Below are 22,632 nucleotides of genomic sequence, written 5' to 3' on the forward strand. Positions count from 1 at the left end.
CCGGCTGTCCAGGCTCAGGAACCGTCCTCGCTCAGGCGCGTCATCACTCCGCGCAGCGCTTCCACCACCACGCGGACCGATCGACGACGCAGGGTCTCCGGGCGGGCGAGCAGATCGATCATCCGGTGCGTGCTCACCCCCTCGAGCGGGATCCGCACGATCTCGCGATCATCGACGCTCCGTGAGGTGAAGCGCGGCAGCATTCCGATCACCCCACCTGCCGCCACGACCGCCGACACCGCGCCGTAGTCGTTGATGCGGTGCTGGATGTCGACAGGGTGGTGGGCTACGGCCGACACCGCACGAAGAACGTCGTCGGGGGAGTAGCCGATGCGACTGGTGACCCATCTCTGTCCTGCGACGTCGGCCGGAGTGAGGCTGGCGCGGCCGGCGAGAGGGTGGGAGATCGAGACGGCGACATCGAGGGGCTCACGTATGAGGGTGAGACTGCGCACGCCTTGCGTGGGCCAGGGGTCGGAGTGCTCCATGCGGTGCGCGAGCACGAGATCGTAGCGGGCGGTGAGCGCGGGGAACTCGCTCTGCGCGACATCCTCGTCGGTGAGCTGGACCGTCGGCGCATCCTCTGCGGACGCCAGTACCCGCACCAGCGCGCCGAACAGGGCCTGCCCGACGCTGTGGAATCCGCTGATGCTCACGACTCCCGTCGCGGCTCCCTCGAACTCGTCGAGGGCATGCCGTGCTGCGGCCATCGCGTCGATCGCCTCGGCGCCGGCCGTCGCCAGCACTTCACCGGCGGGCGTGAGGGCGAGGGTCCGGCCGATCCGGCGCGTCAGCGGTGTCGGAACACCCCTCTGCAGGGCTGCGAGTTGCTGGGACACCGCCGACGGAGTGACTCTGAGCGCGTCGGCCACGGCGGTCACGCTGCCGAGGGCGCCGAGCTCCCTCAGGATCTGCAGTTGATGGAGCTCCACGACCACAGTGTAGCTCTCGCTACATCGACGGTGCAGACGATGCCGATTGTTCTACAACGTCAGGTGCGGTGTGATCGAGATCATGAAGGCACTGTTCAAAGCCGCACCCGGTGCGGGACTCGAGCTCGTCGAGCGCCCCGACCCGACCGCCGGAACTGACGACGTCGTCATCCGCGTGCTGCGCACGGGGATCTGCGGCACCGATCTGCACATCCTTCGCTGGGACGAATGGGCGGCGTCCGCGATCGCCGCACCGCTGATCCCCGGTCACGAGTTCTACGGGGAGGTCGTGGAGGTCGGCCCTGGCGTGCGCGACATCGCCGTCGGCGATCGGGTCTCCGGCGAAGGACACATCGTCTGCGGCACCTGTCGCAACTGTCGAGCGGGTCGCCGCCAGATGTGCATCCGCACGATCGGTCTCGGTCTGCAGCGCGACGGCGCCTTCGCGGAGTACCTCGTGCTGCCCGCGGCGAACGTCTGGGTGCATCACTCGGAAGTGACCCCCGAGCTGGGGGCCATCTTCGACCCCCTGGGCAATGCCGTGCACACAGCGCTCACCTACCCCCTCGTCGGAGAGGACGTGCTCGTCACCGGCTGCGGACCCATCGGGCTGATGGCGATCGCCGTCGCCCGGCATGCGGGAGCACGGTTCATCACGGCGACGGACGTCAGCGCGCCGCGTCTGGAGATGGCCCGCCGGATGGGCGCCGACGAGGTCGTCGACGTCTCGGTCCGCGACATCCGCGAAGCGCAACAGGCGCTCGGCATGCGGGAGGGCTTCGACATCGGATTCGAGATGAGCGGTGCGCCGTCGGCCCTCCCCGCCATGATCGACAACATGAACCACGGCGGTCGCATCGCGATGCTGGGTCTGCCGAGCGCGGGATTCGGCATCGACTGGGGCAAGCTCGTCACCCACATGCTCACGATCAAGGGCATCTACGGGCGCGAGATGTTCGAGACGTGGAACGCGATGGGAGCGATGCTGCAGACCAGCGCCTCCCTGCGGGACGCCATCGGCCGCGTGATCGCGGAGGTGGTCCCCGCTCGCGACTGGGAACACGGATTCGCCGCGGCCGAGTCGGCGGGAACAGGCAAGATCATCCTCGACTGGACGGAGCTGTGATGTACGGGACTTTTCAGAAGCATGTGTCGGATGAGCTGGCGGGCATCGAGGAGGCCGGGCTCACCAAGCATGAGCGCGGCATCCGCGGCCCCCAGAACGCGGAGATCACCGCCGACGGTGCAGAGGTGCTGAACTTCTGTGCCAACAACTACCTCGGGCTCGCCGACGACCCGCGCATCCTCGACGCGGCGACGACGGCCTTGCAGGAATGGGGCTATGGGCTTGCGAGCGTGCGCTTCATCTGCGGCACCCAGGAGCAGCACCTCGAGCTGGAGCGTCGGCTCGCCGACTTCCTCGGCACGGACGAAGCCATCCTGTACTCGTCATGCTTCGACGCGAATGGCGGCGTGTTCGAGACGCTCTTCTCCGCCGAGGACGCCATCATCTCGGACGAGCTGAACCATGCGTCGATCATCGACGGGATCCGGCTCTCGAAGGCGCAGAGGCTTCGCTATCGAAACCGCGACATGAGCGATCTCGAAGAGCAGCTGAAGGCGGCGGAGAAGGCTCGATTCCGGGTGATCGTGACGGACGGCGTGTTCTCGATGGACGGGTACATCGCGCCGCTCGCCGAGATCTGCGACTTGGCCGAGCGCTACGACGCACTGGTCTTCGTCGACGACTCGCATGCCGTCGGCTTCGTGGGGGAGAACGGTCGGGGGACGCCGGAGCTGTGCGGGGTCGCCGATCGCGTCGACATCTACACCGGGACGTTCGGCAAGGCGCTGGGCGGTGCATCGGGCGGGTACGTCGCCTCGCACGCCGAGATCGTGGCCCTGCTGCGTCAGCGCTCTCGTCCCTATCTGTTCTCGAACACACTCGCTCCCGCGATCGTAGCCGGAACCCTGACCGCCCTCGACCTTGTCGAGGGGTCCGCCGACCTTCGTGCGCGCCTGCGCCGCAATGCCTCCCTGTTCCGCGAGCGCATGACCGCCGAGGGATTCGACCTGCTCCCCGGGGAGCACCCCATCGTGCCCGTCATGTTCGGCGATGCGGCGAAGACGGCGAGGATCGCCAGGGAGATGCAGGAGCGCGGCGTGTACGTGACCGCATTCAGCTTCCCCGTCGTGCCGCGCGGGCTGGCGCGGATCCGCGTGCAGCTGTCGGCGGCTCACACACCCGAGCAGGTCGAGCGCTGCGTGGAGGCCTTCGTCGCCGCACGCGCTGTCGTCGACTGACCCTGCAACTGACCCTGCGACAGAACCGGGACTAGTTGCAAAGAAAGCCTTGCAAAGAAATCTTTGCAAGGGTATCTTTGCATGCATGACGAACGAGACGCAGGTCAGGACTCTCGATGCCAGCGCCCTGAAGGCGCTGGCGCACCCGCTCCGGGTGAAGATCTTCGACATCCTCGCCGCGCGCGGTCCGCAGACCGCCAGTTCGCTCGCTGCACTCGTAGGGGAGACGTCGGGGTCGACCAGCTATCACCTCCGCGCGTTGGCTGCTCACGATCTCATCCGCGAAGTCGAGGGGCGGGGCACGGCGCGTGAGCGGTGGTGGGAACGGCCCAAGGGGCGCATCGACGTGCCCGGTCCTGACGAGATGACTTCGCCGTCGAATCGGGCGGCTGCCCAGATCGTGACGTCGGAGTTCTTCCGTCTGCGGCACGAGACCCTGATGTCGTACCTCAACCGACCCCAGTCCGAGGTCCCGGAGGCGTGGCGCGATGTGGGGATCACCATCACCACGCACCTCGATATGACGCCGGAGCAGGCCATGTCGCTCCGCGAGGAGCTCGAGACCATCGTGGAGAGGGCCATCGAGCGCTACCGGGGCCAGACCGGACCCGATGTGCGACGCGTCTCGCTCCGCACCGAACTCTTCGACCTGCCGACGCCGCAGCACGCGACGCACGGATCCGGCGACGACATCCTGGAGGAATCATGACCAGCGCGACGCTTCACCTGGTGGCTCCGACGCAGACCGAACGCGGGCTGCTGCGACTCGCCGACCATCTCACCGCGCACGTCGAGCACCGCATCTCCCGACGTGCCGAGCGACGTGAGATCGCCCTCGACCTGCTGCGCGAGCAGCAGACCCGCAGGCAGGATCCGCGCGCCGTCGATCACGCACTCGCACAGCTCGGTCTGACGCGGCGCTGAGGCGTAGCGCGGTCCCGGCCGGGACTCAGTCCTGGAAGGGACGGGCGACGATCTCGCCGGTCGCGGTCTGGAAGACCTCCCAGCCCGCGTCGAGCTCCGCGATCGCGCGACCCTCTAGCCACGTGAGCGTCCAGTGGCCCGTGAGGCCCCGGGACTCGACCTCGGCGATCGCCGGCCGGAGGGATGCCGGGACGGAGGCCGGAGCCTCGGACCCGGCCGCCCAGCGCGTGCCCAGCTGCATCAGGAGGCCTCGACCGGGGCGAGCTCGATCGCGGTGACCGCGAACGCCTCGGCCTCGGTGAACTCGAGCTCGGCGATGCGGCCGACGGCGCGGAGGTCATCGGCTGCGGCACGGAGGGCATCGAGCTTCGCTGCGGGGGCGGCGATCGCCGCACGTGAGACCGGAGTCTTCTGCGAGGCCTTCGCCTCGGTCTTCGCGCGACGGATGCCGATCAGTGCCTCGCTGGCCGCGGCGAGCACGGCCGGGTCACCGTCGATACCGAGAGGCGTCGGCCACGCGGCGGTGTGCACGGACCCTTCCTCGAACCAGGACCACGACTCCTCTGCCGCGAAGGACAGCACGGGAGCCAGCAGGCGCAGCAGCGTCGACAGGGCCAGACGCAGCGAGAGCGCCGCGGATGCCTGCCCGACATCGGCCTGGTTGTAGGCGCGTTCCTTCACGAGCTCGAGGTAGTCGTCGCAGAACGTCCAGAAGAAGGCCTCGGTGAGCTCCAGAGCACGAGCGGCGTCATACCGCTCGAATGCCTTGGTCGCCTCGACCACGACGCCGTCGAGGGCTGTCAGCATCGACGCATCGAGGGCGTGCGTGACCTGTGCGCCGTCGGGCACGGGGAACGACAGCACGAACTTGGCGGCGTTGAGCACCTTGATGGCCAGACGACGACCGATCTTGACCTGCGTGGGGTTCTGCGGGTCGAATGCCGCGTCCATGCCGAGGCGGCTCGATGCGGCCCAGTAACGCACCGCGTCCGAGCCGTGGGCGTCGAGCACGTCGGCCGGGGTGACCACGTTGCCCTTCGACTTCGACATCTTCTTGCGGTCGGGGTCGACGATGAAGCCCGAGATCGCGGCGTTGCGCCACGGCGTCCTGTCGTCTTCGAGCGTCGAACGCAGCATGGTGGAGAACAGCCAGGTGCGGATGATGTCCTGGCCCTGCGGGCGCAGGTCGAACGGAGCGGTGAGCTGCCACAGCTCCTCATCACGTTGCCAGCCGCCCGCGAGCTGCGGTGTGAGGGACGAGGTCGCCCAGGTGTCGAGGATGTCGGCCTCGGCGTCGAAGCCACCCGGCACGCCGCGCTGGTCCTCGGTGTACCCGGCGGGCACGTCGGTGGTCGGATCGATCGGGAGTGACGCCGCATCCGGGGTGAGCACGCGGTCATAATCGCGCTCGCCGTTCTCGTCGAGGGCATACCACAGGGGGATCGGCACACCGAAGAAGCGCTGACGCGACACGAGCCAGTCGCCCGTGAGACCGCCCACCCAGTTCTCGTAGCGCACGCGCATGAATTCGGGGTGCCAGGAGAGTTCCTCGCCGTGGGCGATGAGCTTGTCGCGCAGTTCGCCGTCGCGGGCACCGTTGCGGATGTACCACTGGCGCGTGGAGACGATCTCGAGGGGACGGTCTCCCTTTTCGAAGAACTTCACGGCGTGGTTGAAGGGCTTGCCGACCGCGGTCATGTCGCCGGTCGCCTGCAGCTTCTCGACGATGGCCTTGCGCGCACTGAAGACGGTCTTGCCCGCGATCTCCTCGGCGTACCAGGTCGCGGCCTCGGGATTCTCGACGGACGCCGGAGCCTCGGGCAGGAATCGCCCGTCCAGACCGATCGTCGTCATGTTCGGCAGGGACTCGTTCTCGGTGGTGCGCAGCTCGCGCCACCAGATGATGTCGGTCACATCTCCGAAGGTGCAGACCATCGCCGCTCCGGTGCCCTTGTCGGGCTGGGCGAGGTGGTGGCCGTGGATCTCGATCTCGGCGCCGAAGAAGGGGGTCTTCACCCTGGTGCCGATGAGGTGCTTGTGCGGCCCCTCCGGGTGCGTCACGATCGCGATGCACGCGGGGAGCAGTTCCGGGCGGGTGGTGTCGATCGCGATCGATCCCGAGCCGTCCGCGAACGGGAACTCGATCGTGTGATACGCCGCCTGCTGGTCGCGGTCCTCGAGCTCGGCCTGCGCGATGGCGGAGCGGAAGTCGATGTCCCACAGGGTCGGAGCCAGCGCCTGGTAGGCCTCGCCGCGCTCGATGTTGCGCAGGAAAGCGAGCTGGCTCTGTCGGATGGTGTCGTCGGAGATGGTGCGGTAGGTCTGCGTCCAGTCCACGCTCAGTCCGAGCTGGCGGAACAGCGCCTCGAACTGCTTCTCGTCCTCGATGGTGAGGCGCTCGCAGAGCTCGATGAAGTTGCGGCGGCTGATGGGCTGCTGGTCGGCCGCGCGGCTCGACTTGTTGTCGCCGCCCTCGAAGGGAGGAGTGAAATCGGGGGTGTACGGGAGCGAGGGGTCGCACCGCACGCCGTAGTAGTTCTGCACCCGTCGCTCGGTCGGCAGGCCGTTGTCGTCCCAACCCATCGGGTAGAACACGGTCTTTCCGCGCATGCGCTCGAACCGGGCCTTCACATCGGTGTGCGTGTAGGAGAACACGTGCCCGATGTGCAGGCTGCCCGATGCCGTCGGAGGCGGGGTGTCGATCGAGTACACGCCCTCGCGGCCGGACTGCGTCGCGCGAAGACGGTCGAACAGGTACGTGCCCTGCTCGGCCCAGGCGGCGTCCCACTTCGCTTCGAGGCCTTCGAGTGCGGGCTTGTCGGGAATCTGGTTCTGCGACGGTTCGGAAGCAGGCATGAAGGTCTCCTCGAGCGATGTATGCGGCACTGTGTGAGCGTGCCTGAGTGTGGGTTGTGCCGAACAGTCTACCGAGCATCGGGGCATCGGCAGGCCGTCGCAGATCGACCCCGTCCAACAATCGGCCGTAGGATGGGATGTCCCGACCCGTTCGTCCAGAGGAACCGTCATGCCCGCAAGACCTGTGCGTCGTCTCCTGCCCTTCGCGGCGCTCGCCGCTGCCACTGCGCTGGTGCTCAGCGCATGCGCGGCTCCCGGCTCGGACGGCGAGGGCGGAGAGCTCGTGTGGTCCATCGAGGGCGCGAACCTCTCGGCCGGGCACATGGACCCGCAGGTGAGCCAGCTCGACGTCTCCGGCATGGTGCAGCGGGCGGTGCTCGACTCGCTGGTGTTCCAGGAGGCGGATGGAACGTTCAGCCCGTGGCTCGCGAAGAGCTGGGAGGTCTCGCCGGACAGCACGGAGTACACTTTCGTGCTCCGTGACGACGTGACCTTCACCGACGGCGAGAAGTTCGACGCCGCCGCGGTCAAGGCGAACTTCGACCGCATCGTCGATCCGGAGACGGCATCCGCGCAGGCGGCCAGCATGCTCGGCGCCGACTTCTATGAGGGCACCGAAGTCGTCGACGACTACACGGTCACGGTGACCTTCACGCAGCCGTACGCACCGTTCCTGCAGGCGGCGAGCACGCCGCAGCTCGGCTTCTACTCGCCGGCCGTCCTCGCGAAGTCCGCGGACAAGCTCAAGGCGGGGGGACCCGACGTCACCGTCGGTACCGGTCCGTTCGAGCTCACCGAGTACACGCCGGACCAGGAGATCGTGTACACCCGCAACGACGACTACGCGTGGGGTCCGCATGATGCGAAGGCCCCGAAGTTCGAGACGCTGCGTGTGGAGATCCAGCCGGAGGCCTCGGTCCGCACGGGCGTGGTGACGAGCGGGGAGGCCGACCTGGCCAGCAACATCCCGCCGAACCTCGCGAAGGATCTCGGCGACGGCATCACGGTCGATTCGATCGAGTACCCGGGTCTGCCGTACTCGCTGTACCTGAACGAGAAGTACGGGGTGTTCGCGGACGAGAAGGTGCGTCAGGCCTTCGCGCGCGGCGTCGACATCGACGCGGCGGTGGAGGAGATCTACTTCGGCCAGTTCCCGCGCGCATGGAGCATCCTCGGCTCGACGACCCCGGGCTACGACGCGTCGCTCGAGGGCAGCTGGCCGTTCGACCAGGACGCTGCGAACGCGCTCCTCGACGAGGCGGGATGGACCGCACGCGACGCCGACGGCATCCGTATGAAGGACGGCAAGCGGCTCTCGGTGCGATGGATCGCCTGGACTCCCGTCCCGGATGACCGCGCCGCTCTCGCGAACGCGATCCAGTCCGACCTCAAGGAGATCGGGTTCGAGGTCCAGCGCGAGGTGCTCGAACCCGGGGCCTACAACGAGCAGTACGAGCCCAAGACGTTCGATCTGACGGACTGGGGCTTCTCCGGCGTCGACCCCGATCTGCTGCGCAGCCACCTGCACACCGACGGGTTCCAGAACGCGTCGCAGGTGAGCGATCCCGAGATCGACGCATTGCTGGAGAAGGCCGTCGCGACCAGCGACCAGGACGAGCGCAACGAGCTCTACACCCGGCTGCAGCAGTGGAACGCGACGTATACGGCGATCGTGCCGCTCTACAGCCCGTCGGCGATCACCGCCGTCGGCGATCGCGTCGAGGGGCTGCAGTACGACCTGTACGGTCGACCGCTGTTCTACGATGTGACCGTCGGCTGAGCCGCCGGCTGAGCGGAGGGCAGGGGTGGTGAGGGCTGCTCTCGTCCGTATCGCCGGCCTCGCCGCGTCCGTCGTGATCGTCCTCTGGGGCGCGGCGACCGTCGCCTTCCTCGCCTTCCGGGTGATCCCGGGGGATCCGGTATCGGTGATGCTGGGGCCCCAGGCGCAGGTGAGCGAGGCGGTCAAAGAAGGAATCAGAGCCGATCTCGGGCTCGATCGCCCGCCGTTCGAGCAGTACCTCGGTTTCATCGGTCAGCTCGCTCGGGGAGACCTGGGAGAGTCGTACCAGCTGCGGATGCCCGTGACCGAGGTGATCGGGCGTCAACTCGGTGCGACGGTCCAGCTTTCGGTGCTCGCGCTCGTGATCGCCCTGGTGCTCGCGCTGTCCGTGGCGGTGCTCGTTCGCGGCAAGGCGGGTCGGACGGTCGCGGCGGCGGTCGAACTGGTGGTGCTCTCCTCCCCGGTCTTCTGGATCGGGCTCGTCCTGCTGAGCGTCTTCGCGTTCGGTCTGGGCTGGTTCCCGGTGTCGGGTGCTCGCAACCCCGCCACGATCGTGCTGCCGGCGATCACGCTCGCGCTTCCGGTGGCGGCGCTGCTCAGCCAAGTGCTGCGCGACGGGCTGATCCAGGCGGAGCGGATGCCCTTCGCCGAGACGGTGCGGGCTCGTGGGGCCAGTCCCTCGTGGTTCACGCTGCGGCATGGGCTGCGCCACGGCGCCGCCTCTGCTGTCACGCTCGCCGCCTACCTGACCGGATCCGTCCTCGGTGGGGCGGTGCTCGTGGAGACGGTGTTCGCCCGTCCTGGCCTCGGCCGGGTCACACTCGCCGCGATCAGCGACCGTGACCTTCCGGTGATCACGGGGATCATCCTCTTGAGCGCCCTGGTCTTCGTGGCGGTGAACCTCGTCGTCGAACTCGTCCATCCGCTGATCGACCCGCGCATCAGGGCTTCGCGACCGGGAGGTGTCCGATGAGGCGCGCGCAGCGGATGCTGCTGTGGGTCGCGATCCTGGTCCTCGCGGTGATCGCGTTCGCGGCGCTCTGGCCCGGTGTCCTCGCCACGCACGATCCGCTGCAGACCGATGTCCGCTCCGCCCTGCTTCCCCCGAGCGCCGAGCATCTGTTCGGCACCGACCAGAGCGGACGCGACGTGTACTCGCGGGTCGTCTACGGTGCGGCGCGCTCGCTGGGCATCGGGCTCCTCGCCACCGGGGTGGCGCTCGTCGGCGGACTCGTCATCGGCGCGCTCGCCGGGGTCGCGCCGAGGAGCGTCGACACCACGGTGATGCGGGTGAACGACGTGTTGATGGCTTTCCCCGAGTTTCTCGTCGCACTCGTCGTCGTCGCCGTGCTGGGCCCGGGGCCGGTGAACATCGCGATCGCGGTGACGCTGGCCGCCGTGCCCGTCTACGTCCGGCTGGCCCGAGTGCAGACGCAGACTCTCCGCGTCGCCGAGCACGTCGAGGCGGCGCGCATCCTCGGGGTGCCACGGATGCGCGCATTCACCCGGCACGTGGTTCCGGGAGTCCTCGGCGCGCTGAGCGTGCTCGCCACCATCGGCATCGGCTCCAGCATCCTGGCAGCGGCCGGGCTCAGCTTCCTGGGGCTCGGCCCGTCGGAGCCGACTCCCGAGTGGGGACTGATGCTCGCCGGTGGGCGCAACGTCCTCGGGCAGGCCTGGTGGATCTCGCTGTTCCCCGGCATCGCGATCACGCTCACCGTGGTGGCGGCGACCGTCGTGGGGCGTATCCTGCGCGCTCGCGGAGACGGGAGGATCGCATGAGCGTCGCCCTGGAAGTGCGCGGGCTGCGGATCGCATTCGACGGGAACCCGGTCGTCGATGACGTGTCCTTCGCCGTCGACCGCGGAGAGTGCATCGCGATCGTGGGGGAGTCCGGCGCCGGCAAGTCGCTCTCGGCTCGTGCGCTGCTGGGACTGACTCCCACGGACGCCGACGTCTCGCTGGACGGGCTGGTCGTGGACGGGACGGATGCGGCCGGGCTGTCCGAGCGCGCGTGGCGCGAACTGCGCGGGGCCGGGATCGCGCTCGTCTCCCAGGACGCCCTGGTCTCGCTCGATCCCCTGCGACGGATCGCGGCGGAGGTCGCCGAGCCGCTGCTCTTGCACCAGATCGTCCGAGGACGGGCGGCGAGGGCGGAGCGGGTGCGGGAGCTCCTGGCACGGGTATGGATGCCCGACCCCGAACGCCGCTCCCGACAGCACCCGCACGAGCTCTCCGGCGGACTCCGACAGCGAGCACTCATCGCCTCCGCGCTCGCCGCGGATCCCGCCGTGCTGGTGGCGGACGAGCCGACGACCGCTCTCGACGCGACCGTGCAGGCACGGATCCTCGGTCTGCTGCGCGAGATCGTCGATGCAGGCACCGCGCTGGTATTCATCAGCCACGACTTCGCGGCGGTGCGTCGGATCGCCGATCGCGTCCTGGTGATGAGGGGTGGGGTCGTCGTGGAGTCCGGTCCGGTGACCGAGGTTCTCGAGAACCCCCGGCATGAGTACACGAAGCAGCTCATCGCGGCGACGATCCATGAACCACGCGCTACGGCCCCCGCGGATTCCTCGACGCTGCTGATCGCCGACGAGGTCTCCCGGAGCTTCGATGCCGTGCCTGCGGTCGTCGATGCCTCCTTCGCCCTGAAAGACGGACGGACGCTCGGCATCGTCGGGGAGTCGGGGTCCGGTAAGACGACGCTGGCGCGCATAATCGTCGGAGTCGACGCTCCGGACGCCGGTACGCTGCGGTGGACATCGCAGCGCCGGGTGCAGCTCGTGCACCAGAATCCGCTCGGAGCGTTCGACCCGCGATGGACGATCGGCCGTTCGTTGCGAGAGGGGCTGGAAGCGGGCGGGGTGCCTCGCGCTCAGCGGGCTGCGGGCGTCGCCCGACTCCTCGCCGAGGTCGACCTCGCCCCGGAGCTCGCCGACCGGCGTCCGAGCGCGCTCTCCGGCGGACAGCGGCAGCGGGCGGCCATCGCCCGCGCGCTCGCCGCCGACCCGGAGGTGCTGGTCCTCGACGAACCTGTCTCGGCCCTCGACCCCTCGGTGCGGGAGCGGGTGCTGCGGCTGCTCGCGCGGGTGCAGCAGGAGCGGCAGTTGACGATGATCCTCGTCTCCCACGACCTCGATGTGGTCGGAGCGGTCGCCGACGAGGTGCTCGTGATGCAGGACGGACGGATCGTCGAGCAGGGCACCACTGCAGAGGTGTTCGGGGCGCCGCAGCATGCGTTCACCCGTGAGCTGCTCGCCGCGAGCGGCCCTGCCGAGCTCTGATCAGACGTCAGTCCTTGATCTGGATGCCGATGCCCGCCGCGATGACCGGCGCGAGCTGCTGCACCTGGAATGACGTGAGAGTCGCTCCGCGGAGGCTGTTGGCATCGAGGAAGGCGACAGTGTCGAGGCCACGCAGGTCGAGGTCCTTCGCCCGCATACCCCGCGAATCGACCTCGTCGGTCGACGTGGCGGTGAATCTCGCGCGCGTCAGCTCGGCCTGCGGCATGTCGATCGTGCGGATGGCGCAGCCGGAGATCCCGAGATCGGTGACCTTCGCCGCACCGAGGTTCAGGTAGTCGATGCGCACGTCGCGCAGCTCGAGCTCCGAGATGCGCGACTCGCTCAGGTCGAGCGTGCCGATACGGCCACCGCTGATCCGCACCCGCCGCACGCCGGCATCGCGCATGCGGAGCGAGGCGATGCGCACACCCGGCATGTCGACGTCGACGACCGTCGCTCCGGTGAGATCGACCGTGTCGGCGTCAGCGCTCACCACGCACTGCTCGAGCGTCGAGTAGGCGAGATCGACGGTGCCGCTCAGGTCGAGCCGGGCGGCGATCAGGTCGGCGCTGCGTCGGGGAACAGCGGGCTCGAGCACGGGCGGGAGGTCGGGGTCGGTGATGCGGGGAGGAGCGGGGGACTCGGGGGTGCGGGCCATGGTCCGAGCGTAGGGCGCGCCGACGACATCGCGAACCGGGAGCGGGGCGCCGGGCGCCGGAGAGGAGAGCGGCGTCCTGAGGGGATGCGCACGCGTACACTGGGGGGAAGAGCATCGATCCGGCCATCACCGGGGAGCTCTCGGAAGAACGGCGCGGCCCTCGGGCGGTGCTCAGTAGAACCGAGCGGGGCAGGCCCGTCACAGCCGCAGTGAGAGTGGTCGCGTCGCAAGGCGCGGCACGCGAGGTGGTACCGCGGTCCGTGAGGGTCGTCCTCGCAGGAGCATCCGCCACGACGACCACTGCGAGACACGATGACCTACCCCCGTTCCTCCTTCGGCCCCGCCGCCGACTCCGTCGCGCCCAGCCCCCGCTTCCCGCAGATCGAGGAGGAGGTGCTCGCGTTCTGGAAGACGGACGACACCTTCCGCGCCTCGATCGCGCAGCGTGAGGGCGCGCCCGAGTGGGTGTTCTACGACGGCCCTCCCTTCGCGAACGGCCTGCCGCACTACGGCCACCTGCTCACCGGATACGCGAAAGACGTGTTCCCGCGCTTCCAGACCATGACGGGTCATAAGGTCGACCGTGTCTTCGGCTGGGACACGCACGGCCTGCCTGCAGAGCTCGAGGCGATGAAGCAGCTCGGCATCACCGAGAAGGCCGAGATCGAGGAGATGGGCATCGACGTCTTCAACGCGAAGGCGAAGAGCTCGGTGCTCGCCTACACGCACGAGTGGCAGGACTACGTCACCCGTCAGGCGCGCTGGGTCGACTTCGACCGCGGCTACAAGACGCTCGACCTCGGCTACATGGAGAGCGTCCTCTGGGCGTTCAAGACCCTGTACGACAAGGGCCTCGCCTACGAGGGATACCGCGTCCTCCCGTACTGCTGGCGCGACGAGACCCCGCTCTCGGCGCACGAGCTGCGCATGGACGACGACGTGTACCAGATGCGCCAGGACCCCTCCGTGACCGTGACCTTCCCGCTCACAGGCGCCAAGGCGGAAGCCCTCGGCCTCACCGGCGTGCGCGCCCTCGCCTGGACGACCACGCCCTGGACTCTCCCGACGAACCTCGCGCTCGCCGTGGGCCCGGAAATCGAGTACGTCGTGCTGCCCGCCGGCCCGAACGGCGCCGCGGACGTGCACCAGGCGGCGGGAACCACGGATGCGGCGATCGAAGCCTCCGCGCACCGTTACCTGCTGGCGCGTGAGCTCCTCGGGGGATACGCCAAGGACCTCGGCTATGAGAGCGTCGACGACGCGCTCGCCGCAGTGGACGCGACCGTCCGTGGTGCTGAGCTGCAGGACGTGACCTACGACCGGCTGTTCGACTACTACGCCGACACCGAGACGTACGGCACCGAGAACGCCTGGCGCATCCTGGTCGACGACTACGTCACGGTCAGCGACGGCACCGGCATCGTCCACCAGGCTCCGGCCTACGGTGAGGACGACCAGCGGGTCGCCGGTGCCGCCGGAATCCCGACGATCCTGTCGCTCGACGACGGCGGCAAGTTCCTCCCGAACGTCACCGACGTCGCGGGCCAGCTCTGGATGGACGCGAACACGCCGCTCGTGCGCCTGATCCGTGAGAACGGCCGGCTGATCCGTCTGCAGAGCTACGAGCACTCGTATCCGCACTGCTGGCGCTGCCGCAACCCCCTGATCTACAAGGCCGTGTCGAGCTGGTTCATCCGCGTCACGGACATCAAGGACGACATGCTCGCGAACAACGAGCAGATCACGTGGGTGCCGGAGAACGTCAAGCACGGACAGTTCGGCAAGTGGCTCGAGGGCGCGCGCGACTGGTCGATCAGCCGCAACCGCTACTGGGGCTCGCCCATCCCGATCTGGAAGAGCGACGACCCCGAGTACCCGCGCGTGGACGCGTACGGGTCCTTGGAGGATCTGGAGCGCGACTTCGGCACGCTGCCGCGCAACCCCGAGGGTGAGATCGACCTGCACCGACCGTACATCGACGACCTCACGCGTCCGAACCCGGACGACCCCACGGGCAAGAGCACGATGCGCCGCATCGAGGACGTCTTCGACGTGTGGTTCGACTCGGGCTCGATGCCCTACGCGCAGGTGCACTACCCGTTCGAGAACCAGGAGTGGTTCGACTCGCACGCGCCGGCGGACTTCATCGTCGAGTACATCGGCCAGACCCGCGGCTGGTTCTACGTCATGCACGTGCTGTCGACCGCGTTGTTCGATCGTCCGGCCTTCACCGGCGTCAGCTGCCACGGCATCGTGCTGGGCAGCGACGGCTACAAGATGTCGAAGTCGCTGCGCAACTACCCGGACGTGTCCGAGGTGCTCGACCGCGACGGCTCCGACGCGATGCGCTGGTTCCTGATGTCGAGCTCGGTGCTGCGCGGTGGGAACCTCGCGGTCACGGAGGAGGGCATCCGCTCGGGGGTCCGCGAATTCCTGCTGCCGCTGTGGAACTCGTGGTACTTCTTCGCCACGTACGCCAATGCCTCGGGTGCCGAGGGCTACCAGGCCGAGTGGCGCACCGACTCCACGGATGTGCTCGACCGCTACATCCTGGCCCGTCTCGGCGACCTCGTCCGCGAGGTGCGCGTCGATCTGGAAGGACTGGACTCCACCACCGCGTCCGCGCGGCTGCGCGACTTCGCCGAGGTGCTGACCAACTGGTACATCCGCCGCTCGCGAGACCGCTTCTGGACCGGCGTGACGGAAGACCCGAAGAGCCGCGAGGCCTTCGACACCCTCTACACCGTGCTCGAGACGCTCACCCGTGTGGCGGCGCCTCTCGTGCCGCTCGTCAGCGAGCGCGTGTGGCAGGGCCTGACCGGCGGTCGCAGCGTGCACCTGACCGACTGGCCGGACGACACGCAGTTCCCGGCAGCGGACGAGATCCGTGACGCGATGGACGCGGTGCGCGAGCTGTCGAGCGTCGGCAACGCGCTGCGCAAGAAGGAGAAGCTGCGCGTGCGCCTGCCCCTCGCACGCTTCACGGTGGTCTCACCGCTCGCGGCGTCGCTCGGACAGTTCGAGGACATCCTCCGTGAGGAGCTCAACGTGAAGTCGGTGGAGCTCGTCACGCTCGCCGATGACACGGCGGCGGAGTACGGCATCGCGCACCGCCTGAGCGTCAACGCCCGTGCGGCGGGTCCGCGCCTCGGCAAGGACGTGCAGAAGGCGATCCAGGCGGCGCGCTCCGGTGACTGGAGTGAGGTCTCCGGTGTCGTGACGGCAGGTGGCATCGTCCTCGAGCCGTCGGAGTACGAGCTCGTGCTCGAGACGACCGGCCGCCCGGAAGGGGAGGCCCTGGCCATCGTCCCGACGGGTGGCTTCGTGCTGCTCGACACCAGGACGACCCCGGAGCTCGAGGCCGAGGGACTCGCACGCGATGTCATCCGCGCCGTGCAGGAGACGCGCAAGAACGCCGACTTCGACGTCAGCGACCGCATCCAGCTGGTCCTCCGGTTCCAGGACGACGTGGACACCCAGGCTGTCGTGTCGGCGTTCGACCTGGCCGGCATCGCGGCAGAGACTCTCGCCGAGGAGTACTACGTGATCGACGCGCAGGGAGACTCGATCTTCGGACACGGAGCGGTCCTGGCCGCGGCTGCGGGAGTGACGCCCGAGTTCTCCGCGGTCATCCCCGCCGGGACATATGCCAATGCCGGCGGCTTCACGATCGCCGTCACCAGGATGGGAGCGGGAGCATGAGTGACAAGGACAGGGCGGATGCCGTCTACGAGGCCCTGCTGAGCCGCGCCGGAGAGCGCTGGGTGCAGCCGCGCAAGGAGCGCACCGCCCGCATCCTCGCGTTCCTCGATGACCCGCAGCGCACGTACCGCGTCGTGCACATCACGGGTACGAACGGCAAGACGTCGACCGCGCGGATGATCGAGAGCCTCCTGCGGGCGCACGATCTGCGCACGGGACTGTTCACGAGCCCACATCTGGAGCGCTTCACCGAGCGGATCATGATCGACGGCGAGCCCATCGCCGATGAGGCCGTCGCGGATGCGTGGGACGAGATCGAGCCGTTCGTCGACATCGTCGATGCCGAGCTCGACGCCGCGGGTGATGCTCCGCTGACGTTCTTCGAACTGCTGACCGTGCTGGCGTTCGTCGCCGTGGCCGATGCGCCGATCGACGTGCTCGTGCTCGAGGTGGGCATGGGTGGGGAGTGGGACTCCACGAACACCGCCGACGGCGACGTCGCGGTGTTCGCGCCGATCGACATCGACCACGCCGACCGTCTCGGCAGCACGATCGCCGAGATCGCCGAGGTCAAGGCCGGCATCATCAAGGAGGGCGCGGCCGTGGTGTCCGCCCAGCAGCCCGCGGAGGCGGCCGAGGTGCTGCGTCGCGTGGCGGCGGAGCGCAACGCGACCATCGCGTTCGAGGGCGAGGAGTTCGGTCTCACCGAGCAGAAGCTCGCCGTCGGCGGCCAGTTGCTCACGATCCGTGGCCTGGCGGGGGAGTACACCGAGGAGTACCTGCCGCTGTACGGCGCTCACCAGGGGCATAACGCCGCTCTCGCAGTGGCCGCCGTCGAGTCGCTGATCGGCGGTGCCACCCAGCGCATCGCCGCGGACATCGTGACGGCGGGTCTGCAGGAGAGCACGTCACCGGGCCGGCTGCAGTTGCTCGGCATCGCCCCGACCGTGATCGTCGACGCGGCTCACAACCCGCACGGCGCCAAGGCACTCGCGCAGGCTCTGGACGACAGCTTCGACTTCGACGAATGGGGCCTGGTGCTCGGTGTGCTCGCCGACAAGGACGCCGCCGGCATCGTCGCCGAACTGGCACCGGGAGCGGCGCACGTGTTCGCCACCGCTCCGGATTCGGATCGCGCGAGCGATGCGGATGCGATCGCCGACCTCGTCGAGCAGGCCGGACAGCGGGCAACCGTGCACCACTCGCTGGCCGACGCCGCCGACGCCGCGCGCGAGTGGGCCGCATCCTCCGATCGACGCGCGGTCATCATCGCGGGCTCCGTGGTGCTCGCCGGAGAGGCGATCGCCCTGGCGCAGGACGAGGACTGGAAGGCGGGGTGGCGCGCATGAGCGCCGACGCGACACCGGCTCGCCGTACCCGCCGGCCGCGCCCGCCGCGCACGCTCGTGCAGAAGCTCGCACCTGTCGTGCTGGGTTTCGAGGCCATCGTGGTCTTCCTCGTGGGCCTGACGATCTTCGGGCTGCGGCAGCTTCCCGACGGTATCGAGCAGTGGTGGGCGATCGTCGCCGGGGCGGTGGTCGCGCTCGCCTGCATCGCGATCGCCGGGATGATCACGAAGCCCTGGGCGATCACCGCCGGGTGGGTCGTGCAGGCACTCGTCGCCCTATCGGCGTTCTTCGTTCCCTCCATCCTGCTCGTCGTCCTGATTTTCGGCGGCATGTGGGCGTATGCGACCATCGGAGGGGCCCGATTGGACGCACGACGCCCGGCCGGACCCACGACCGAGACTCAGACCACGCAGATCTCAGACACAGAGAGTGAATGACATGGCCACCGAAGAAACCCTCGTCCTCGTCAAGCCCGATGGCGTCGCTCGCGGCCTCACCGGCGCGATCCTCGCCCGCATCGAGGCGAAGGGCTACGCCCTCGTCGATATCCGTCTGGTGGAGCCCGACCGCGACCTGCTGGCCGAGCACTACGCCGAGCACGAGGGCAAGCCGTTCTACGAGCCGCTGCTCGAGTTCATGCTCTCCGGCCCCTCGGTCGCCATCCGTCTCGCGGGCAACCGCGTGATCGAGGGCTTCCGCTCGCTCGCCGGCACCACCGACCCGACGACCGCTGCGCCCGGCACGATCCGTGGCGACTTCGGTCGCGACTGGGGCCTCAAGGTGCAGCAGAACCTCGTGCACGGCTCGGACAGCCCCGAGTCTGCCGCGCGCGAGCTCGGCATCTGGTTCGACTGAGAACCCGTCCGCACGTGAAAAGCCCGCCCGCCGAGTCTCGGCGGGCGGGCTTTCGTCGTCTCCGCCGTCGGCGGAGCGGGGATCAGAAGATCATGCCGATGACCTCGCCGAGGAGATCGAGGCCACGCAGCTGAGCGAGCAGGACGACGACGGCGTACGCGAGGATCGTCGCGAGCGGGACCCAGGCCATCAGCCTCTCGGCGCGGGCCTTCGTCTTCTCGTTGCTGGTGAAGGTGCCGTTGCGGGTGAGGTGCAGCATCGTCGCGAAGAATGTGGGGATGGTGACCGACCAGGTGAGCATGCACCAGGGGCAGAGAACGCCGAGGTTGGGGGCGTAGATGCTCTGCCAGATCAGCCAGCACACGAGACCGAAGGCGAAGGTGACCCCGGCACCGAAGGTCAGCCAGAACCACCGCGGGAAGCGGGATCCCGCGAGCAGGGCGACGCCGACGAACAGCGGCGCCATCCAGCCGGCGATACCGAGAATCGGGTTGGGGAAGCCGAAGACCTCGCCCTGCCAGGATTCGAGGTTCTTCCCGCACTGGATCATCACGCTCACGTTGCAGCTGAGGACGGCGTCAGGGTTGGCCGCCAGGACGAACTTCTCGACAGTGAGCTGGAAGGCGGCGAACCAGCCCACCACACTCGCGATGATCAGCCAGACGGCGTAGATGACGGGGCGGGTGCGCTGCTCGCTCATACTGGGGATTATCCCAGCGACTGCTATGGATGCGGCGAGAACAGGCCGGAGAAATGTCCGGCCCGGATGACGGGATGCCGCGAACGGAGCCACTTGGTGCGATAATGGCCTGTGATGCGATGAACGGCGTTGCCGCGACACGCGTCGAGCAGACTTCGGGGTCCAATGCCCCACGCGATCAGAGCCATGAGCCGGTCGCAGACCGAGTGAGTTCGCGGCACCTGCGGGTACCGCATGAGATTTCACGGAACACCGAGTGTCCCGTGCAGGGAGTAAGCCAGAGATGGCCGATGAGAACAATGACAACAACGCCCCTACCCTCGACTTCCCGGCTGACGCCGCGGGAGAGCTGACGGAGCCCAAGGCTCCCGGCGCGGACGACCGCGCGGGGTTTTCGGGCGAGGGCGAAGAGCCGTCCACTGCTGCAGAAGCCGCCGAGGCTGCTGAGGTGGCCGAGGACGCGGCCGCCGATGACGTCGCGGCCGGTTACGCGGCGGCGGATGACGCTGCTGCGGCTGCCGACGACGCCGCTGCTGCGGCCGAGTCGATCGCAGAGGCCGTCGCCGAGGCGAAATCGGAGGCGGAGAACGAGGCCGCTGACGAAGAGCCGGCTACGGACGAAGCTCCCGTCGCGGACGAAGCTCCCGTCGCGGACGAAGCTCCCGTCGCGGACGAAGCTCCCGCTGCGGACGATGCCCCCGCGGTCGAAGAGGCTCCTTCTGCTCCCGAGGCTCCGGCACCGGTGACCGCCGTGTCGCTCGGTCTGCTCCCTGAGGTGTTCGTCTCCCAGGTCTCCACGCAACTGCACTTCTATGCGCCGGAGATCGTGCCGCTGCCCGCACGTCCGGGTCGCGAGCGCATCTTCGACCGCATCGCCGAGCGCGACCAGCCGCAGGACGATGCAGCCGGCCGAGGCCGCGGTCGTCGTCGCCGGGGCGGTTCCGAGGGTGACGACCAGCGCGAAGAGCCGCGTCAGCGTCAGCGCGTCGTCGAGTACATCACCGAGCCGAAGGCGATCAAGGGATCGACCCGTCTCGAGGCGAAGAAGCAGCGTCGCCGCGACGGTCGTGATGCCGGCCGTCGTCGCCCTGTCGTCACCGAGGCCGAGTTCCTCGCTCGCCGTGAGTCCGTCGACCGCAAGATGGTCGTCCGGTCCAAGAACGGCCGCACCCAGATCGGCGTCCTCGAGGACGGCGTGCTCGTCGAGCACTACGTCGCCCGCAACCAGGACGCGTCGCTCATCGGAAACGTCTACCTGGGGCGCGTGCAGAACGTCCTCCCCAGCATGGAGGCCGCTTTCGTCGACATCGGGCGCGGGCGCAACGCCGTGCTCTACTCCGGTGAGGTCGACTGGGACGGCGTCGAGACCGGCAACCAGCCGCGTCGCATCGAGCTGGCCCTCAAGCCCGGCGACCGTGTTCTCGTGCAGGTCACGAAGGACCCCGTCGGACACAAGGGTGCCCGACTCACGAGCCAGATCTCGCTTCCCGGCCGCTACCTGGTCTACGTGCCTGGCGGGTCGATGAACGGCATCAGCCGCAAGCTCCCCGACAACGAGCGGGCGCGCCTCAAGCGCATCCTCAAAGAGGTGCTGCCGGAGTCCTCCGGCGTGATCGTCCGCACCGCGGCAGAGGGTGCGACCGAGGACCAGCTCACGCGTGACGTGCAGCGCCTGACGTCGCAGTGGGAGCACATCCAGAAGCAGGTCGAGAACCAGCAGGCGCCCGCGCTCCTGCACGCCGAACCCGACCTGCTCGTCAAGATCGTCCGGGACGTCTTCAACGAGGACTTCACGAAGATGCTCATCCAGGGTGAGGACGCGCAGCAGACCATCCGGGCCTACCTGGAGAGCGTCGCCCCCGACCTCCTCGAGCGCGTCGAGGCCTACGAGGACGAGACCGATCCGTTCGATGCCTTCCGTATCACGGAGCAGATCGAGAAGGCTCTCGACCGCAAGGTATGGCTGCCCTCCGGCGGCTCGCTCGTGATCGACCGCACCGAGGCCATGACGGTCGTCGACGTCAACACCGGCAAGTTCGTCGGCTCCGGCGGAAACCTCGAGGAGACCGTCACCAAGAACAACCTCGAGGCGGCGGAGGAGATCGTCCGCCAGCTGCGTCTGCGCGACATCGGCGGCATCATCGTCGTCGACTTCATCGACATGGTGCTCGAGTCGAACCGCGACCTCGTGCTGCGTCGACTGATCGAGTGCCTGAGCCGCGACCGCACCAAGCACCAGGTGGCCGAGGTCACCTCGCTCGGCCTGGTGCAGATGACGCGCAAGAAGCTCGGTCTCGGCCTGCTCGAGACCTTCAGCGAGGCGTGTGAGGTCTGCGCCGGTCGCGGTGTCATCGTGCACCACGACCCCGTGGTGAAGCACCGTTCCAGCAGCAACGGCGGCGGCAGCAACGGTGGCAACGGGCAGAGCGGTCGTCGTCAGCGCGGCAACGGCGGCAACGGGAACGGACAGAGCCAGAGTGCTCCCTCCGCTCCTCCGGTCACCCACAGCATCACCGAGGGCGCGAAGTCGGCCCTCGCGCAGATCGCCGCCTCCACCATCGCCCCGGCGGCGGATGGCGCGCCCGCAGTCGAGTCGGTCGATGTCGCGGCTGAGGCGCCCGTGGCTTCCGAGCGTCCGAAGAAGGCCCGCAAGAAGCGCGGCGACCGCAAGGGGCCGAAGTCTCCGGCCGAGCAGCTCCTCGACTCGGTCCTCGACGCCCTTCCGGAGCCGAAAGCTCCCGGTCAGGGGCGAGGGCGCCGTCGGGTGAGCACTGCTGCGCTCACCGGCACTCCCGTCTCGGTGAACAACGAGCCGTCAGCGCCGGTCGCGGCTGCGGATTCGGAGTCCTGAGGCGATCAGCCGGCGCACCAGTTCCTTGCCCTGCACGTGGTGGGCGCCGGCGGCGACGAGCCGGGGGATGATCTCCTCCGGCACGTCGTAGTGGTCGAGGTCGAACGCGCGTGCGGGGACGTCGTTCGCGCGCGCGAACACGTGCAGCTCGTCGAGGCTCTCATCGCTGACCAGGTGCGCCCAGAGGCGTCCGTGAGCGGGCCAGAGGGGTTCGTCGACGAGTACGGTCACCCGGTCAGCCTACGACCGCCTCGACAGGGCAGGGCGGGAGCGGGATGTGAGACGCCTCGGAGCCGCGCCGCTTTGCGACACCGACCCGCATCCGGTAAAGTAGTCCCTTGGTGCGTATGCCGCGTCGTCCTCGTCGGTCGAAGCGGAGAGTCTTGCGTTCGCGCCCGCCGTTCTGCGGCGCATGCAAGCAACAGTCTTCCCGT

19 protein-coding genes are annotated in these 22,632 nt (G+C 68.6%); 13 read left to right on the top strand and 6 right to left on the bottom strand.

Annotation, left to right across the window (positions count from 1 at the left end; genetic code table 11):
• Positions 1–14 precede the first annotated feature (14 nt).
• A complete protein-coding gene (locus MicroSTF_RS00835; RefSeq protein WP_029258194.1) occupies positions 15–932 on the bottom strand; it encodes a LysR family transcriptional regulator in 918 nt (305 codons plus the stop codon).
• Between the two features lie 82 nt (positions 933–1,014).
• Here MicroSTF_RS00835 and tdh point away from each other — a divergent pair, with 82 nt between their 5' ends.
• The 4 genes from tdh (at position 1,015) to MicroSTF_RS00855 (ending at position 4,160) form a co-directional block, all read left to right on the top strand.
• Positions 1,015–2,058, top strand: coding sequence for an L-threonine 3-dehydrogenase (gene tdh / locus MicroSTF_RS00840; RefSeq protein ID WP_322956296.1), 1,044 nt, complete (start codon positions 1,015–1,017; stop codon positions 2,056–2,058).
• Positions 2,058–3,236 (top strand): glycine C-acetyltransferase, encoded by a 1,179-nt coding sequence (locus MicroSTF_RS00845; protein ID WP_021201500.1) that lies wholly within the window; start codon positions 2,058–2,060, stop codon positions 3,234–3,236. The genes tdh and MicroSTF_RS00845 overlap by 1 nt, the downstream gene beginning before the upstream one ends.
• Positions 3,237–3,321: 85 nt before the next feature.
• Complete coding sequence (locus tag MicroSTF_RS00850) at positions 3,322–3,945, top strand: ArsR/SmtB family transcription factor (RefSeq protein WP_029258191.1); 624 nt, start codon at positions 3,322–3,324, stop codon at positions 3,943–3,945.
• A complete protein-coding gene (locus MicroSTF_RS00855; protein ID WP_322952905.1) occupies positions 3,942–4,160 on the top strand; it encodes a hypothetical protein in 219 nt (72 codons plus the stop codon). The genes MicroSTF_RS00850 and MicroSTF_RS00855 overlap by 4 nt, the downstream gene beginning before the upstream one ends.
• Positions 4,161–4,185: 25 nt before the next feature.
• Here the strand turns inward: MicroSTF_RS00855 and MicroSTF_RS00860 are convergent, their stop codons facing one another.
• Positions 4,186–4,401 carry a hypothetical protein gene (locus MicroSTF_RS00860; RefSeq protein ID WP_029258189.1) on the bottom strand — a complete coding sequence of 72 codons (216 nt, stop codon included), beginning with the start codon at positions 4,399–4,401 and terminating at the stop codon, positions 4,186–4,188.
• Positions 4,401–7,016, bottom strand: a complete 2,616-nt coding sequence (valS, locus tag MicroSTF_RS00865) for a valine--tRNA ligase (RefSeq protein ID WP_322952907.1) — start codon at positions 7,014–7,016, stop codon at positions 4,401–4,403. The genes MicroSTF_RS00860 and valS overlap by 1 nt, the downstream gene beginning before the upstream one ends.
• 169 nt (positions 7,017–7,185) lie before the next feature.
• On the opposite strand from valS, the gene MicroSTF_RS00870 reads away from it, so the two are divergent.
• Genes MicroSTF_RS00870 through MicroSTF_RS00885 form a run of 4 tightly spaced genes read left to right on the top strand, consistent with a single transcriptional unit; the run spans position 7,186 to position 12,083 of the window.
• A complete protein-coding gene (locus tag MicroSTF_RS00870; RefSeq protein WP_297558223.1) occupies positions 7,186–8,796 on the top strand; it encodes an ABC transporter substrate-binding protein in 1,611 nt (536 codons plus the stop codon).
• A 25-nt stretch (positions 8,797–8,821) separates the two neighbouring features.
• Positions 8,822–9,769 carry an ABC transporter permease gene (locus MicroSTF_RS00875; protein WP_322952909.1) on the top strand — a complete coding sequence of 316 codons (948 nt, stop codon included), beginning with the start codon at positions 8,822–8,824 and terminating at the stop codon, positions 9,767–9,769.
• Positions 9,766–10,578, top strand: a complete 813-nt coding sequence (locus MicroSTF_RS00880) for an ABC transporter permease (protein ID WP_029258185.1) — start codon at positions 9,766–9,768, stop codon at positions 10,576–10,578. The genes MicroSTF_RS00875 and MicroSTF_RS00880 overlap by 4 nt, the downstream gene beginning before the upstream one ends.
• Positions 10,575–12,083, top strand: coding sequence for an ABC transporter ATP-binding protein (locus MicroSTF_RS00885; RefSeq protein WP_322952912.1), 1,509 nt, complete (start codon positions 10,575–10,577; stop codon positions 12,081–12,083). Before MicroSTF_RS00880 ends, MicroSTF_RS00885 begins: the two co-directional genes overlap by 4 nt.
• Positions 12,084–12,090: 7 nt before the next feature.
• Here MicroSTF_RS00885 and MicroSTF_RS00890 read toward each other — a convergent pair whose 3' ends face one another.
• Positions 12,091–12,741 (bottom strand): pentapeptide repeat-containing protein, encoded by a 651-nt coding sequence (locus tag MicroSTF_RS00890; protein WP_029260165.1) that lies wholly within the window; start codon positions 12,739–12,741, stop codon positions 12,091–12,093.
• Between the two features lie 312 nt (positions 12,742–13,053).
• Here MicroSTF_RS00890 and ileS point away from each other — a divergent pair, with 312 nt between their 5' ends.
• Genes ileS through ndk form a run of 4 tightly spaced genes read left to right on the top strand, consistent with a single transcriptional unit; the run spans position 13,054 to position 18,647 of the window.
• Positions 13,054–16,443: an isoleucine--tRNA ligase gene (gene ileS, locus MicroSTF_RS00895; protein ID WP_322952916.1), complete on the top strand. Its 3,390-nt coding sequence runs from the start codon at positions 13,054–13,056 to the stop codon at positions 16,441–16,443.
• On the top strand, positions 16,440–17,792 hold the full coding sequence (locus tag MicroSTF_RS00900; protein ID WP_029260167.1) for a bifunctional folylpolyglutamate synthase/dihydrofolate synthase: 1,353 nt from the start codon (positions 16,440–16,442) through the stop codon (positions 17,790–17,792). The genes ileS and MicroSTF_RS00900 overlap by 4 nt, the downstream gene beginning before the upstream one ends.
• Entirely contained in the window at positions 17,789–18,229 is a 441-nt protein-coding gene (locus tag MicroSTF_RS00905; RefSeq protein WP_208323550.1) for a DUF4233 domain-containing protein, read from the top strand. The genes MicroSTF_RS00900 and MicroSTF_RS00905 overlap by 4 nt, the downstream gene beginning before the upstream one ends.
• A 1-nt stretch (position 18,230) precedes the next feature.
• Complete coding sequence (gene ndk / locus MicroSTF_RS00910; protein WP_017830321.1) at positions 18,231–18,647, top strand: nucleoside-diphosphate kinase; 417 nt, start codon at positions 18,231–18,233, stop codon at positions 18,645–18,647.
• 82 nt (positions 18,648–18,729) lie between these two features.
• On the opposite strand, the gene MicroSTF_RS00915 is transcribed toward ndk, so the two are convergent.
• The gene (locus MicroSTF_RS00915; RefSeq protein ID WP_021198516.1) at positions 18,730–19,347 is read right to left on the bottom strand and encodes a vitamin K epoxide reductase family protein; all 618 of its coding nucleotides are present in this window, start codon (positions 19,345–19,347) and stop codon (positions 18,730–18,732) included.
• Between the two features lie 283 nt (positions 19,348–19,630).
• Between MicroSTF_RS00915 and MicroSTF_RS00920 the strand changes: the two genes are divergently transcribed.
• Positions 19,631–22,198, top strand: a complete 2,568-nt coding sequence (locus MicroSTF_RS00920; RefSeq protein WP_322952926.1) for an Rne/Rng family ribonuclease — start codon at positions 19,631–19,633, stop codon at positions 22,196–22,198.
• On the opposite strand, the gene MicroSTF_RS00925 is transcribed toward MicroSTF_RS00920, so the two are convergent.
• A complete protein-coding gene (locus tag MicroSTF_RS00925) occupies positions 22,163–22,429 on the bottom strand; it encodes a DUF4031 domain-containing protein (RefSeq protein ID WP_021198518.1) in 267 nt (88 codons plus the stop codon). The two genes, MicroSTF_RS00920 and MicroSTF_RS00925, sit on opposite strands and share 36 nt — an antisense overlap.
• Positions 22,430–22,632 lie beyond the last annotated feature (203 nt).

The sequence above is a fragment of the Microbacterium sp. STF-2 genome, from assembly GCF_034650155.1.
GTDB classification, from domain to species: Bacteria; Actinomycetota; Actinomycetes; order Actinomycetales; family Microbacteriaceae; genus Microbacterium; species Microbacterium maritypicum_A.